The sequence below is a fragment of the Cylindrospermum stagnale PCC 7417 genome (assembly GCF_000317535.1).
In the GTDB taxonomy this organism is placed as follows: domain Bacteria; phylum Cyanobacteriota; class Cyanobacteriia; order Cyanobacteriales; family Nostocaceae; genus Cylindrospermum; species Cylindrospermum stagnale.
Genome location: NC_019757.1, coordinates 2,529,845 through 2,545,919, shown reverse-complemented (window position 1 = coordinate 2,545,919; position 16,075 = coordinate 2,529,845). Strand labels below are relative to the sequence as shown.

The following is a 16,075-nucleotide window of genomic DNA, read 5'->3' as shown; positions in this document are numbered from 1 at the left end:
ACTAGGCGTGAGGCTAATGGGTGGTGTCCAGCACTATCAAACGAAAGGACAATGAGGTGCTTTATTCAGCATTCCCAGCCAGCCAAAAAATTCTCTAAAGCTAAATAAAGCTCAACATTTGGAAATATAAGTTTGCTATTACTCACATCCCAATACGGGAGCTACGCGAAAATATGACGTGCTAAAAATCAGGGAGGTAAATAACCCATTGGGACTGTTATTTTGGGTCTGTCTTCTTGCCACATCTTCCAAGAATTGGCGCATTTTTCTTATCCCCTCATCCCTTTTTTCCTCACTAATTTTTTCAGTAATTTTCTTTAGATCTTTCGAGCCACCAAATAAAGTAACCTGAGTTCTACGGCTGATGTGGTGTTCGCCAAATGAGCTAAATCAAAGACCTCTCCCTGGTTTTGCTATCGCTTTACTTTCCCTCTCCGAGTCGGAGAGGGATAAAGGGGGAGGGATAAACTTGAACTTTAGTTCAAGTCAGGGAGAGGTTTATAGAACTCGCGTTAAAGTAGATTGTTGACCTTTTTTGAATTCAAAATGCACTCATAGAGCCGTAGGCTCTATTTTTAATTTTGAATTGGAGCGAAGCGACTTGACCGAATATTGCTTTATTGGAGTAATGCTTTTCGTTAGCAGAACCTCATTTTTGCTGAAATTTTCAATGAGAGATTATAGAAAATTTACTGATGTAATTTTTTGAAGTTCTTAAAGCTACTTCCCTCCCTTTAGTTGACGGTGATTTGCAGCTTGCAATAGTAGAGATTCTGCAAATGCGATCGCTTCATTTGCCGATTTACCCCCAGCTAATTGCGCTAGTTCTTCCCGTCGAGTGGTTAAATTATCCAAGTTAGTGACTCGCACCACAGTCCGCTGTTCCGCGCTGCCGTTGTTCGCTTTGTTACTATTGGTTTGATTGATTGTTTGCTTATCAACGCGAAAATGACGGTCTGCCATTGCCGCAACTAAAGGTTGGTGAGTCACACATAATACTTGGTGGAGTTGTCCTAGCTGGTGTAATTTTTCGGCGATCGCTTGAGCCACCCTTCCGGAAACGCCGACATCAATTTCATCAAAAACCATTGTTTGAGCGGTATCAGCTTGAGAAAAACAAGCTTTGAGCGCTAGTAAAAAGCGGCTCATTTCCCCACCAGAGGCGATCGCGATCATCGGTTGTAGTGGTTCTCCGGGGTTGGGACTGAACATAAAGGTAATTTTATCTGCGCCGGCAAGGGTTGGGGAACTAGGCAAAATTTCAACTTGAAACTTGACTTTATCCATCGCTAGAGGTTTGAGTTCAGCCACCAAGCGAGATTCTAAATTACCAGCAGATTGACGCCGCAGTTGAGTTAACTGCTGACAGAAGAGGGTGAGTTGATGCAGACAAGTTTGTTGTTGCTGTTCTAAAGTTTCAATAGATTGTTCGCTGTCATTCAGTTCCGCTAATTCTCCTTGGATACGCTGGTAATATGCGATCGCTTCCGTGAGAGTCGGGCCATACTTGCGACAAATCTGCTTTAATTCCCGAATCCGCTCTTCTACTTCCTCTAACCGCTGGGGATCGGCTTCCAATTCTTCCCCATAAGCATTAATCTGCCTTCCCACTTCCATTAATGTTGCTTGTGCGTCTCTCACCAAGTCCAACAAAGGTTGCAGTTGGGCGTCATATTCCACCATGTCATTTAAAGTCGTCTCGCTGTCTCCCAATAAATCTGAGGCGGCTGGGGTTTCATCTTCATTTTGATACAAAGCCTGATAAACCTTGTAACTCATCTGTTGCAATTCCACGACATGATTCAGCCGTTCTCGTTCTTGCAGCAGTTGTTCCATTTCTTGGGCATCACTGAGGTTAGCTGTGCCTAATTCCTGCACTTGATAAGTGAGCAAATCCAGTTGTTGCAAGCGTTCCCGTTCTGATATCCGGCGTTTTTCTAGTGATAAATGCGCTTGTTGGTATGCGGTAAAGGCGATCGCCACTTTTTGCCGCTGTTGCATCAAAGAATCGCCGCCATACAAATCTAACCAGTCTCGGACTTGGGCAGATTGTCCCACTTGTACAGTTTGCCCTTGGGCGGTAATTTCCACCAAGCGATCGCGCAGTCCGCCCATCATCTGTCGATTCACCAATACACCATTCACCCGTGAGCGACTGCGGATATTACTCGCAGTGACGCTGATTTCTCGGCTAATAACTACAGAATTATCATCAATAAAATCGATTTCCTGTTCGTTCAACCAAGCAGCTAGGGGGGGAGTAGAGGCAAAAGTAGCTTCTACCATTGCCCGATTAGTGCCAGTGCGAATCACTCGGCTAGAGACTTTACCACCCAAGACAGCATCAATGGCATCCAAGATAATCGATTTTCCGGCGCCGGTTTCCCCTGTCAATACATTCAGTCCAGGGCCAAATTCCAGTTCCAGTTGGTCAATCAGGGCAAAGTTTTCAATTCGCAGGCATAGCAACATCAGGCAAAATTCTCCGTAAGGGTAGATGCCGGATAATTCCAACTTTCAGCAGTATGAACTTGATCTTTCAGCAACCAATAATACCAACTAATATTGAACTAGCACGCCCACTTAAGTGTAGCAAACCTGTTAATTGCCTCTGCCTGGTGCAGTCGAATTTTTTTCCTTAGCTAACTGAGTACTCAATCTCTGCTCAGGATGATGCTGGAATCGCCACATATTGTTACAATATTTTACATATTCAATCCCACCGGTGGCTTTTTTCATGATTGTGAAGACACTTCCCCCTAGTACCCGACCAAATCCGGAGGATAGTCTCAGCGGCGAACTATCCGTGATTGATGTAGTGCCAGAAAAAGTTACATCAGACAAAGTGGCGCGATCGCCAAGACACTTAGCAACGGCTGAACCTGAGGCACTGGCTTACAATCCTGTGGAGATAGAGGCCCATTACGCCAGCAAACCCCTGCAAGTTTTGCGGCGGATTTTCGCAGTTTTGCGACCAACTCTAGCCTTGGTTTTTGGGCTGTGGTGGGATAACAAACGGGGAATTGTCGTCAAAAGTGACCGCCGTCGAGCGATTCAGCTCAGAGAATTGCTGACACAACTCGGGCCTGCTTACATTAAAATTGGCCAAGCTTTGTCCACCAGACCAGACCTAGTGCCGCCAATGTATCTGGAAGAACTAACTAGGCTGCAAGACCAATTGCCACCCTTTCCTAACGAAATTGCTTACCAGTTTATCGAAGAAGAACTAGGAGCGCCTCCAGAGGAGGTTTACGCCAAAATTTCGCCCCAACCAATTGCTGCTGCTTCTTTGGGACAAGTCTATAAAGGTAAGTTGAAAACTGGCGAGGAAGTCGCCATTAAAGTTCAACGCCCCGACTTGCGAGAGCGAATTACCATTGATATGTACATCTTGCGTCGCATCGCCGCCTGGGTTCAGCAAAGAGTAAAACGGGTGCGGAGTGATTTAGTCGGGATTCTCGATGAATTAGGCGATCGCATCTTTGAAGAAATGGACTACATCCATGAAGGCGAAAATGCCGAGCGCTTTTTTGAATTGTATGGTCACATGGAAGACATATATGTGCCAAAAATTTATTGGGAATACACCAACCGTCGCGTGTTGACGATGGAGTGGATTAACGGCATTAAATTAACCCAGACAGAAGAAATTCGCGACCAGGGGATAAATGCCCGTTATATGATTGAAATTGGTGTACAGTGTTCCCTGCGCCAGTTACTAGAACATGGGTTTTTCCACGCCGATCCTCATCCAGGTAATTTGTTAGCCACCCCAGAGGGTAAATTAGCTTATCTCGACTTTGGGATGATGAGTGAGGTTAAACCAGCCCAACGCTATGGTTTAATTGAAGCGATCGTCCACGTTGTCAACCGCGACTTTGAAGGGTTAGCAAAAGACTACGTTAAATTAGATTTCTTATCACCAGAAACAGATTTAACACCAATTATTCCAGCTTTTGCGCGAGTATTTGCTGATGCTCAAGGTGCCAGCGTCGCCGACCTCAACATCAAAAGCATCACCGATGAACTATCGGCTTTGATGTATGAGTATCCTTTCCGTGTACCACCATACTATGCCTTAATTATTCGCTCCCTCGTCACCCTGGAAGGCATTGCTATTTATATAGATCCCGATTTTAAAGTTCTGAGCGAAGCTTATCCCTATGTTTCTAAACGCTTGTTAACCGACCCAGCACCAGCATTAAGAGCTTCACTGCAAGATTTGCTGTTTAAAGATGGCAGATTTCGCTGGAATCGCTTGGAAAATTTGTTAACCAATGCGCGGAAAAATCAAGAATACGATCTCAGTTTGGTACTGAATCAGACGGTAGAGTTTCTATCATCTGAACGCGGCTCATTTATTCGTGACAAGTTGGTAGATGAATTTCTCAATGGACTTAATGCTGTAAGTAAAAATGTCCTACATAACTTCACGCATCTGCTATCAGAAGCAGGATTGACAGCAATCAATGAAACTCCAGGAGCAACAGTCGAGCAACAACAAACCTTAGAGCATATCAAACGCATCGTTAAAATTCTCCAACAAACCCGTGGGTTTGATCCCGCGCAACTTGCTCCCCAAGTAGCCCAAATACTTGTTAATCCAGGCGTGCAGCGTTTAGGTCAACAAATAGCTAGCCGCTTTGCTCAAAAGGCTCTAGCTAGGTTAATTCGGGAACTATTGGCGGCAGAAGAAACTGTAAAGTATCAAAGATGAAGATTGAGAACCGCAGGGGTAAGAAGGATTTTTATTCCTGCGTTGAGTAAAGATAGTTGACAACGCTGAATCAAGATCATTCATCATCCTGATGATGACCGTTTCGCTCACGTTTAATACTTTCTTCTAGAGCTTGAATTTGTTCGCGACGCGCCTCTAGTTCCAAGGAACGACGCGCTAAATCCTGGTTTTGCAAAGTGAGAGATTGTCGCCAATGTTCGGCTCGCTCTGCTTCTTGTTGCAAAAATTCTGGAGTAACGCCAGTGGTGAGGTAAGTTTGCACTAGATAAAGTACCCAGTTGGTAGCGTCTTCGAGTTTTTCGATCACACCTGCGGGGGAAAGCTCTACTAAGACCAGTAATTTCTCAGTCATGGTGTTTCCCTTACCCAGGAGAATGAAAGCCTCTTCCGAAATTACTGCCCAGAGGTTTTCAGCTTCCTGGCGCGCTAACAAGTGCAACTGGTACTGGTCTAAAAACTCATTTTTACGCACCTGGGCTAGGTATAGCATGATAGTCGCTTTGCTCCAATTAAAAATTAAAAACTTGTACTGAGCTTGTCGAAGTATTAAAAATTTGATATACAAAAGTTAAGTATAATTTATTTATAGCAATCCTAAATCATCAGCCCTAACCCTTTGAGAGCGGGCACGCATTTGACGGAGACCAAGCCGAAGTCTACACGAATGTGAAAATTTTTTGCCTCTTGCCTCTTGATAATGGGTAATTGGGAATTGATAAATTTCCCATTACCCATTGCAGCTATACTAAACCACGAAGGCGATCGCGCAAAATTTCTGCTTGTTTCTCTGCCTCTGCCAAGGCATCACGCGCTCCCTGGACTACATCGGCTGGCGCTTTATCCACAAAGCTCGGGTTGCTTAATCTAGTACTTAATGACTTAGCTTCCGCTTCCGCTTTGCTGATGCTTTTCTCTAGCTTGGCACGCAGGGCTTCAATATCTACCACACCTTTCAGGGGAATTAGTACTTGTACTGTACCCACAACACCAGCGATACTGTTATCTGATTCCTGCGGCTGTTGTGATTCTGTCTGGGATAGATTGTTGTCAGCGGCTGGTTTAAACAACTTTGCCCATAACTTTTGTCTCGCCTGAGCCGTAATTAAATTGCTAGCAACAAACCACGTTGTATAAAGGAGACCAACTAATTCAAAAAAGCTTCCTAAAACAGGAACCTGATTAATTGTATCCACCGCAGCAAAAGCCAAGCGAACGAAGACAATTGCTAAGATAATTAAGCCTATCGTCTTTAAACCCCTGAGAGGCGATTTCGCCGCCACTTTTTGGCTCTCTTGTTCATCAGTAACGGTTTCGTCAGTTATTGTTAAACTCTCAACCTTGGCTAAATCTTGAATGTAAGACTGTCCAGCCGTGAGGATATACCGTTCTTGAGCATTAGCAGTTTGCAAATTCACCGTTACTTTTACCCCTGGCTTAATATCCGCTTCAGCCCGCAAATTCCGAATGGTGCGGATAGTGTTAATTAATAGATCAAACTGTTCCTCAAGTTGCGGATTGATCAAGTTTGCGTCTGCCTGGGGATAAAGTTGTAATGGTAAAATTTGCGGTGCATCTACTGGTTGCTGGGTGAGAGTCTGCCAAATTTCCTCAGTAATATGGGGCATAAAGGGATGCAGTAGTTTTAAAATCCCTTCCAAGACGTAGGCTAGGGTTTGTTGCACTACTCGGCGGGATGCAGGATCAGCATCTTTTTGCAACCTAGATTTAACCAGTTCAATATACTGGTCGCAAAAATCGCCCCAGATAAATTCATACAGCCCCTTTGCTGCTTCCCCTAACCCGTAGTTGTCGATGTAATTGGTAGTTTGTTTAACTACTTGATGATAGCGGGAAAGAATCCACTGATCGCTGAGTTCAGTAGCGACTGGTTGACCTAATTGTGGCGGTGTCTGTCCATCTAGATTCATCATCACAAACCGGGCAGCATTCCACAACTTGTTGGCAAAGTTGCGGGAAGCTTCCACTGATGAAGATTCATCCTTTTTGCGATCGTACTCCAAGCGGATATCTTGCCCAGCCCCCGCTACTTCCTTAATTAAGGTGTAACGTAAGGCATCAGTGCCATATTTGGCAATCAGCAACAGTGGGTCAATGCCATTATTAGACGATTTGGACATCTTTTTATTATTCTCATCCCGCACCAAACCGTGAATATAAACGGTTTTAAATGGCATTTGTCCTGTAAAATGTGCCCCCATCATCGTCATTCTGGCAACCCAGAAAAAGATGATGTCAAAGCCTGTTACAAGGGTGGTGGTGGGATAGTAAGTTGCTAAATCTTGAGTTTGTTCTGGCCAGCCCAAAGTGGAAAATGGCCAGAGTCCAGAAGAAAACCAAGTATCAAGCACATCTGGGTCTTGTTCTAGCTGGACATTTTCACCAAATTGTAATTTGGCTTTTTCCTCAGCTTCCCCTTGGTTTTGCGCCACGATAAAAGGTGTCGAGTCGGTAATTTGTCCGCCGGTTTCACTAACAGCGTACCAAGCGGGGATTTGGTGACCCCACCACAATTGTCGAGAGATACACCAGTCTTTGAGGTTCACCAACCAGTCACGATAGACCTTTGTCCAGCGTTGGGGAACAAACTCCGGCGAATTTTGCTGGTTGAGGAATTCTAGTGTTTTGTCAGCTAAGGGGCGAATTTTGACAAACCACTGTGTTGAGAGGAGGGGTTCAACAGGTACTTTGCCGCGATCGCTAAATGGCACCGTATGCTTATAATCTTCCACCTTCACCAAAACGCCATCTGCCTCAAGGCGAGAAACCACATTCTTTCTAGCCACAAAGCGGTCTTGTCCTTGAAACTCCCCGGCATTTTCGTTGAGAGTCCCGTCCTTATTCATAATGTTGATAAACGGCAAATTGTGACGCTTACCCATTTCAAAATCATTAGGATCATGGGCGGGAGTCACCTTCACGCAACCCGTACCAAAAGCGAGATCAACTAATTCATCGCCAATAATCGGAATTTCCCGTTGCATAATTGGCAGAGTTAAAGTTTTGCCAATCAGGTGCTGATATCTTTGATCATTGGGATTAACCGCCACCGCCGTATCACCCAGCATCGTTTCAGGTCGAGTCGTCGCCACCTCCAAATAACCAGAACCATCACTGAGAGGATAGCGGAAATACCAAAGATTCCCGTTAACCTCTTGATTTTCCACCTCCACATCAGACACCGCTGACTGGGAAGCTGGACACCAGTTAACTAAATACTCACCGCGATAAATTAAGCCTTCCTGATACAGGCGAACAAATGCCTCGACCACAGCTTTCGACAAACCCTCATCTAGGGTAAAGCGTTCCCGCGTCCAGTCAACCGAAACGCCCAAACGTCGTAGCTGATTAACAATTGTCCCCCCAGACTCCGCCTTCCATTGCCAAGCGCGTTCTAAGAACTTCTCGCGACCCAAATCGTAGCGAGTTTTACCCTCAGTCTTGAGTTGCTTTTCCAGAATTGCTTGCACAGCGATGCTAGCGTGGTCAGTTCCAGGCAACCACAAGGTATTACGCCCTTGCATCCGGTGGTAACGCACAAGGGTATCAATTAAAGCACTTTCAAAGGCGTGACCCATGTGCAAACTGCCGGTGACATTTGGCGGGGGAATGACGACGCAGTAGGGTTCGCCTTTATGGTTGGGGTCAGCTTTGTAAACTTGGTTGTCTTCCCAAAATTTTTGCCATTTGGCTTCAGTGGAGAAGGCTTCGTAGAGACTGGGGAGATTAGGAATAGTTGCGGTCATGCTGGGAAAACTAAGTTTGGAAGGACTCTACTAAATTTTGCCACAGGGTTGCAGGGGGATTTATGGAAACGAACCGCCAAGACGCCAAGGACGCCAAGAGAAGAGAGCCAAGTCAAGAGGTAGATAGGCTGGTTCATGGGGTGATTGGGGCGGCGATTGAGGTGCATCGCGTGTTGGGGCCAGGGTTTTTGGAGGAAGTGTATAAGGAGGCGCTGGTTATTGAATTTATGAGGTGCGGCATACATCATGAGGTCGAGAAGTCAGTAAGTGTTATATACAAAGGGCATGAGGTAGGCAAAGCAAGATTGGATTTTTTGGTGGCTAACTGTTTAGTAGTGGAATTGAAAGCAGTCCAAACCCTAGCCCCCATTCACGAAGCGCAAGTCCTCTCCTACCTCAAAATGACTAACTGCTCCTTAGGACTCCTCATCAACTTTAACGTCCCCCTTCTCAAAGACGGCATCAAACGCATTATCCTATCTTCTTAAGATTCTCTTGGCGTTCTTGGCGCCTTGGCGGTTCGTTACTCCATGAAACCTCAAACCCCCACCCGTTCCCCCTGGACTTACATTCCCACCCTATACTTTGCCGAAGGCGTACCTAACGTCATCATCAGCACAGTTGCCGTAATTTTTTACAAAAAACTCGGCATAGATAACGAGCAAATAACCGCTTGGACAAGCTTTCTCTATCTCCCCTGGGTGATCAAAATGTTTTGGGGGCCACTTGTCGATATTTACTCAACCAAAAGAACATGGATACTTATCACTCAATTTGCCATGTTTTGTTGCTTGACTTTGGTCGCCTTATCTTTACAACTACCAAACTTCTTTTTCTTATCCTTAGCAGCATTGACACTTGGGGCATTTATTTCAGCCACTTATGACATTGCCACAGATGGCTTTTATATGCTGGCTTTAAATCCAGCACAGCAAGCTTTTTTTGTAGGTATTCGTTCACTATTTTATCGGCTAGCTGTCTTATTTGGTAGCGGGTTTTTAGTAGTGTTAGCAGGTCGCCTAGAAAAAAGCCTGAATAATATTCCTTTAAGTTGGAGTATATCTATAGGCTTCTCTGCTGTTTTATTTGCGATACTTTTTATTTTTCATCGCCTTATTTTACCATTACCTGAATCAGATGCCCCACGTCAACTAGAAGTAGAATCAGAAAAAATACCTTTTTGGGAAGTAATTAGCACTTATTTTCAGCAAGAGAAGATAGGAGCAATTTTAGCATTTATCTTATTCTACAGATTAGGCGAAGCAATGCTACTCAAAATAGCGTCTTTGTTTCTAGTGGAAAAAATAGAAAATGGGGGCTTAGGTTTATCAACAGAAGAATTTGGCTGGGTATATGGAACTTTCGGTGTACTTTCCCTAATTATCGGCGGTATTTTAGGAGGAGCACTAATTGCTAGATATGGGTTAAAAAAATGCTTGTTTCCAATGGCTTTAGCATTAAATTTACCCGACATATTTTATGTATATATAGCTTATGCTAAACCATCGTTGACATTAATTTATCCCCTGGTTTCTTTAGAGCAATTTGGCTATGGTTTAGGATTTACAGCTTTTAGTGTTTATTTAATGTACACCGCCCAAGGTAAATACAAGACTTCACATTATGCCATATCTACTGGATTAATGGCTTTAGGTTTAATGTTACCCGGAGCAATTAGCGGCGTAATTCAAAAAGCAGTAGGTTATCCATTATTTTTTGTTTTGGTTTGTTTACTAACCGTTCCGGGAATGATAACTCTGTTTTTTATTCCATTAAAAGAAGATAAATCTCTTTAATCGAAGAACCTCACCCCTCAACCCAAACAGAGAGTAAATCTAAATTACTCGTTCCTAGCCTCTGGCTGGGAATGCTATCCGTGAGGCTCTACCTCATCTAAATTAAAAGTTTTATCATGAATTACGTTTTAGGAATTGATGGCGGCGGTAGCAAAACTGTGTGCGTTTTAATGAATGAGGCACGTCAAGTGTTAGGGCGCGGGGAAGCAGGCCCGTCTAATTACCAAAGTATAGGTATTGCAGCAACGTTACAATCAATTAAAGATGCAATTGACGAAGCGATAAAAACTACAAATAATGTAAATATTTCAGCAATTTGCTTGGGTTTAGCGGGTGTAGGACGTACAGAAGATATTGAAATTATCAAAAAATTAGTGCAAGAATTGCCTATTAACTGGGAATTGCAACCAGAGAATATTGTAATTTGCAATGATGCTTTAATAGCTTTAATGGGTGGAATTGGTCATGATGTAGGAATTGTAGTTGCAGCGGGTACTGGTTCGATAGTTTTCGGGCGAAATCATCAAAAAAAAACCAAGCGAGTTGGCGGATGGGGTTATATTTTAGGTGATGAAGGTAGCGCTTATAAAATTGCTGTTGCCGGGATGCAAGCTGCATTGAAATCTTATGATGGACGTGAAATATCAACAACTTTAGTTGAAGATTTTAAACAGCATCTTAGTCTAGCGAGTATAGAAGATTTAATAGAATTAATATATCGACGAGAATGGGGAGTTAAAGAGATAGCAGCTTTAGCACCAGTTGTAGATTTTGCAGCAGCATCAGGTGATGAAATAGCGAATCAGATAATTGATGATTCTGTGAAAGAATTGGTAAAAGCTACAGCTACAGTTATTGAAGCAATTTTTAATTCTGAGTCAGTTTTAGAAGTAGTCACAACGGGAAGTGTTTGGCTGGGTAGATGCAAAATACAAGAGAGATTTGCAGCATCAATTATTAAGAATTTTTCTTTTGTGAGAGTTATTTATCCCCGGTATGAACCTGCAATTGGTGCAGGTTTATTGGCATTACAGAGGTTATAATTTATAATTAAAAACAACCTTAATTTAAGTTTTACAAGGATATGGTAAAGAATATAAATTCTAGATGCTTTTTTATAAGTAAAACATTTGTAATGCTTGAAGAGATTAATGGTAATAATATATTTACTTATATTGAAAATAACGACTTTTGGGAATATCTCGAAAAGCCATTTGAATCTCTTGTCGAAGAGGTGTATAAAATATTGCCAAAAGCATTATTAAATCATCTAAAAGGAAATCATAACTGGCATTCTCCCGCATTTTTACATCCCTTTAATGAAAATGATAAAAGACCATTTTGTTTATATTATGATTTTCGGCTGAATAGTAAACTCTGCGCTCCCGAATTATTCATAAAACTAAATAATGAAGGGATAAAAATTGGCTTTAGTATAGATAAGCATAGTAGTGATTACGGAAATATTTTTTATAAAAACTGTGAACTTTATCAGGATGAGTTAGACTATATCTTTGATAAAATCAAACTAAAGTATCATGCTATATATAATTATTCCCCCGAAGATAATCAACCCCTACATGCTCTAAAACATTTTTTAAAAGAAGCTAACTTTGATGAATTTAGTGGAGAAATTACTATATCCAAAGAAAAAATTCTGCAAATAAGTTTTGAACAGTTAATAGCTCAAATATTAGAAATATTACAAGTATTATCTTCATTATTTTTATTAGGAATTCCAAATGATACTATGCAAAAAATTTACAATTATCTGGATATTAATCCTATTGATACCATACTTGAATTAGCCGATTATATTAGCTATAGCAAACAAAATATAGAAATTTGGTTACGTGTAATTGAGCGCAAAAAACAAGCCATATTTTATGGTTCGCCTGGAACAGGTAAAACATTTATAGTTGAAAAAGTAGCTAAATACTTAATCAGTGGTGGTGATGGGTTTTCAGAACTTCTACAATTTCATCCAGCATATTCTTATGAAGACTTTATTCAAGGTATCCGTCCTCAAAGCCAAGATGGCAATTTAACATATCCACTTGTTCCAGGCAGATTTTTAGAATTTTGTAAAAAAGCTGAATCTTGTCAAGATACTTGTGTCCTCATTATTGATGAAATAAACCGTGCAAATCTTGTACAAGTTTTTGGTGAATTAATGTATCTGCTAGAATACCGTGAAAGAGAAATTCCATTAGCTGGAGGTAACACCTTTCGCATTCCCAAAAATGTGCGTATTATTGGTACAATGAATACAGCAGATAGGTCTATAGCACAAATAGATCATGCGTTACGTCGCCGCTTTGCATTTATAGAACTTCGCCCTAATTATGATGTGCTAATAAAATATCACCTAAAAACTGGTTTTGCAGTTATAGATTTGATTAAGATTTTGGAGCAAGTAAATCAGGCTATAGCAGATAAAAACTATGAAATTGGTGTTTCATTCTTTTTAACTGATAACCTACGGGATGATATAGAAGATATTTAGCGAATGGAAATTGAGCCTTATTTAGAGGAATACTTCTTTAACCAGCTAGAAAAATTAGATAAGTTTCGCTGGGAGAATATCGTGAATTTGCTATGCATATAAATCCAGCACAATCAAGAATTATTCAAATAACTGAATATGAAACTAAATCATTTCAGCATGATGAAATATCTGATTTAGCTGGAATTGAGTTATATGAGAAATATAAAATTCAAGTAGATGTGGAATTTCCTAACTATAAAACTCGTAATAAGTGGCAACTAAAAGCTAAGGGATGGGTTGGCTATATTCCTTTAAATTCCGGATTTGCTCTAAAAATTAACCCCAAAGTGCCTATTCAAAACCTCTTGGGAATGCTGGAGTATGCTTATAATTTAAAGAGTTTCAGCTTTCTCGAAGGGCTGATAAATTGTGAATCTATAGAAGATTTTTATAATCGGCTAGCTTACATATTAGCCCAGAAAATTATAGAAAGATGTCGCAAAGGATTATATCGCGCTTATGTACCTAAAATTGAACAGCTTGCCTATGCACGAGGAAGGATAAATTTACAACAAATAATTCAAAAGCCTTGGAATGTTAAACTAAAATGTGAATATGAAGAACACACTGCTGATATTATAGAAAACCAAATTCTGTTTTGGACACTTTTTAATATTGGTCATAGCCGTTTTTGTTCAGAAAAAGTATCACTGATAGTCCGACAAGCTTATCACGCTATGCAAGGGATGGTAACTCTACAACTTTGCAATTCAGCAGACTGTATTCATAGACAATATAACCGCCTCAATGAAGATTATCGAATATTACATTATCTTTGTCGATTTTTTTTAGAAAACATTGGGCCAAGTAATGAAAGGGGAAATCACAAAATCCTACCCTTTCTTGTCGAGATGGCGCGTTTATATGAAATGTTCGTGACAGAATGGCTGAAGGAAAACACGCCACAAGGCTATTTTTTCAAACAGCAACATCTAATGCAAATTGGTCAGAATCGACAGTTTAGCATAGACCTATTATTGTGTGATGCTGCTACAGGCAAAACACTAGCAGTTTTAGATACCAAATATAAAACACCAGAAAAAGCCGCAAGTTCTGATATTCATCAGATGATCAGCTACGCTAACACAACACAGTGTAAGCAAGCCTTTTTGATATACCCGAAAGACTTGACACAGCCACTAAATATTAAAAGCGACAATATCCAAGTTCGCAGCCTCACCTTTTCCCTCGAAAACAACCTCAATCACGCAGGCCAAACCTTCCTAAAAAACCTCCTTCCTCCCTCCTAACTCCTCTCTCTGCGCCCTCTGCGCCTCTGCGGTTCGTTAATCCTAGGACTTACGCATTGACAAAAAATGCTAAATATACATGCTATTTTTATTTATTGAAAATCTTAATTCGTGCTGGGCAGCACCCTACGGGTAGGATGCTTCCCCTGATGCATCAAAACACCATTAAAAAAGCCCAAAATTAGGTTGAATTTCCAAAGGAAGTAAGTCCTAAATCCTTAAATCCCCTATCTCCTAACCCCCCGCATCGCCAAAAGTGCAGTCCCATAAGCCGCTTCCGTGTGCTTCGACGCAACTACAGACACCTTTAAATAACGCCGACGAATATTAGTCCAAGTAGGATTTCCCGCACCGCCACCGGCAGTATAAACACGCTTCAACTTGTCAGAGCCTAGCTGTTGTAATAATTCATAACCCCGTGACTCAATACGGGCAATACCTTCTAACAAACCATGCAGAAACTTCTGTGAGTTGTCTGGGCGCGGTTCTAATCTTGGCGGTAGGTGGGGATCATTAATCGGAAAGCGATCGCCACTCTCCAATAAAGGATAATAATCCAAATCACTGGCAATACTGGCATCTATCCCGCCGCTAAGGCTTTCTAACTCCTCATCAGTGAAAAAATGCCGTAACACCCCACCACCCGTATTAGAAGCCCCTCCAGTCAGCCATAAATCCCCCAAGCGATGGCTATAAATCCCATACCTGGCATCCTCAATCCGGGTGCGACTCAAGAGTTTGAGAACCAACGTCGAACCAAGGGAAGTCACAGCTTCACCAGGCAATTGTGCCCCACTGGCGAGAAAAGCGGCAATACTATCAGTCGTTCCCGCATACACTACACAATCACGGGGGAAACCCAACCTAGCTGCAATCTCCGGGCGTAATTCGGCAATTGGCGTACCAGGGGCTAAAATTTTCGGTAGCTGAATCGGTATTTGCAGGTTTTCTAGCCATTCTGGGTATTTTAACTTTTCAACGTCGTAACCCAGCTTTAAAGCGTTGTGGTAGTCACTAATCCCCAATTGTCCATGCAGGAGAAACGCCAGCCAGTCGGCTTGATGGATTAAATATCTAGCTTCGCTAAAAGAGGGTAATTGCCTCATCCACAGCAGTTTAGCTAGGCTAGAGGTGGCACTTAATACGGTATGGTTTGACGGGGCGATACTTCTTAACTGCTCTAGCATCTCTGCTCCCCGCGCGTCGTTGTACAATAACGGTGCATCTACAGGCTTTCCGGCGGCATCCCCCAGTAAAATAGTGGAAGATGTGCCATTAATTGCGATCGCCTTAATTTCTCGCCGTAATTCACTAGGTGTGAGTTCCAGTAGGGTAAACAGAGCCGTCTCCCAGCAAGTTACCCAGTCAGAGACCGCCGCAGTTTCCCAAGGATAACGCACCTCAGCCAGGATAGTAGCATCATCGTCAATTACCACACCCCTGGCGCCAGAGGTGCCGAAGTCGATACCCAGATACAAACCCATAATCTGATCAGTTTTTCTCAAAAAGGCTCACTAACGAATAGTCTTTAATCATTGTTTTTGTTGCATCTTGTAACAAGATATTCCCCAATCTTGGCAAAACAGTGAAAAGTAGTAAACGAAGTGTTGAAATTTTATTGAACTTAGGAGGTTTACCACCATGCCCATATCAGATACTCAAGTGTACATCGCTCTGGCTGTGGCGTTGATTCCAGGAATTCTGGCTTGGCGGTTAGCCACAGAACTTTACAAATAGCCTCAAAATGTGACGGGGAATGAGTAATGGGTGCTGGAAATTTGGGATTGGGTACTGAGAAAAAACTTTTACCCATAACCCATGACCCATGACCCATTACCCCTTTCTCCGTGTGTCAGGTTATTTATTAACTGGTGCAACACGTGTAGCAATTTCCCAAAAATGAAGTAACATGGCAGCTAAATCAAGCCGCAATTAGCGCCAGTGTGCTTTTGACGGTGCTTCCCTTCAATTAGCGAGGC

11 protein-coding genes are annotated in these 16,075 nt (G+C 42.2%); 7 read left to right on the top strand and 4 right to left on the bottom strand.

Annotation, left to right across the window (positions count from 1 at the left end; all coding sequences use genetic code 11):
* Positions 1-720: 720 nt before the first annotated feature.
* On the bottom strand, positions 721-2,472 hold the full coding sequence (gene recN / locus CYLST_RS10300; protein WP_015207659.1) for a DNA repair protein RecN: 1,752 nt from the start codon (positions 2,470-2,472) through the stop codon (positions 721-723).
* 265 nt (positions 2,473-2,737) lie between these two features.
* Here recN and CYLST_RS10295 point away from each other — a divergent pair, with 265 nt between their 5' ends.
* Positions 2,738-4,717, top strand: coding sequence for an ABC1 kinase family protein (locus CYLST_RS10295; protein WP_015207658.1), 1,980 nt, complete (start codon positions 2,738-2,740; stop codon positions 4,715-4,717).
* A 76-nt stretch (positions 4,718-4,793) separates the two neighbouring features.
* On the opposite strand, the gene CYLST_RS10290 is transcribed toward CYLST_RS10295, so the two are convergent.
* On the bottom strand, positions 4,794-5,228 hold the full coding sequence (locus CYLST_RS10290; RefSeq protein WP_015207657.1) for a hypothetical protein: 435 nt from the start codon (positions 5,226-5,228) through the stop codon (positions 4,794-4,796).
* A 250-nt stretch (positions 5,229-5,478) separates the two neighbouring features.
* Entirely contained in the window at positions 5,479-8,502 is a 3,024-nt protein-coding gene (locus CYLST_RS10285; RefSeq protein ID WP_015207656.1) for a valine--tRNA ligase, read from the bottom strand.
* A gap of 62 nt (positions 8,503-8,564) precedes the next feature.
* Here CYLST_RS10285 and CYLST_RS10280 point away from each other — a divergent pair, with 62 nt between their 5' ends.
* The 5 genes from CYLST_RS10280 (at position 8,565) to CYLST_RS10260 (ending at position 14,096) form a co-directional block, all read left to right on the top strand.
* Positions 8,565-8,990 carry a GxxExxY protein gene (locus CYLST_RS10280; RefSeq protein ID WP_015207655.1) on the top strand — a complete coding sequence of 142 codons (426 nt, stop codon included), beginning with the start codon at positions 8,565-8,567 and terminating at the stop codon, positions 8,988-8,990.
* A gap of 42 nt (positions 8,991-9,032) precedes the next feature.
* Entirely contained in the window at positions 9,033-10,298 is a 1,266-nt protein-coding gene (locus tag CYLST_RS10275) for an MFS transporter (RefSeq protein WP_015207654.1), read from the top strand.
* Between the two features lie 116 nt (positions 10,299-10,414).
* The gene (locus CYLST_RS10270; RefSeq protein ID WP_015207653.1) at positions 10,415-11,341 is read left to right on the top strand and encodes an N-acetylglucosamine kinase; all 927 of its coding nucleotides are present in this window, start codon (positions 10,415-10,417) and stop codon (positions 11,339-11,341) included.
* 92 nt (positions 11,342-11,433) lie between these two features.
* The gene (locus CYLST_RS32255) at positions 11,434-12,804 is read left to right on the top strand and encodes an McrB family protein (protein ID WP_051056114.1); all 1,371 of its coding nucleotides are present in this window, start codon (positions 11,434-11,436) and stop codon (positions 12,802-12,804) included.
* Positions 12,805-12,896: 92 nt separating this feature from the next.
* Entirely contained in the window at positions 12,897-14,096 is a 1,200-nt protein-coding gene (locus CYLST_RS10260; RefSeq protein WP_015207651.1) for an McrC family protein, read from the top strand.
* 227 nt (positions 14,097-14,323) lie between these two features.
* Here the strand turns inward: CYLST_RS10260 and CYLST_RS10255 are convergent, their stop codons facing one another.
* Positions 14,324-15,580 carry an FGGY-family carbohydrate kinase gene (locus CYLST_RS10255; RefSeq protein ID WP_041233050.1) on the bottom strand — a complete coding sequence of 419 codons (1,257 nt, stop codon included), beginning with the start codon at positions 15,578-15,580 and terminating at the stop codon, positions 14,324-14,326.
* A gap of 157 nt (positions 15,581-15,737) precedes the next feature.
* Between CYLST_RS10255 and psaM the strand changes: the two genes are divergently transcribed.
* Positions 15,738-15,833: a photosystem I reaction center subunit XII gene (gene psaM, locus CYLST_RS10250; protein ID WP_006196319.1), complete on the top strand. Its 96-nt coding sequence runs from the start codon at positions 15,738-15,740 to the stop codon at positions 15,831-15,833.
* Positions 15,834-16,075 lie beyond the last annotated feature (242 nt).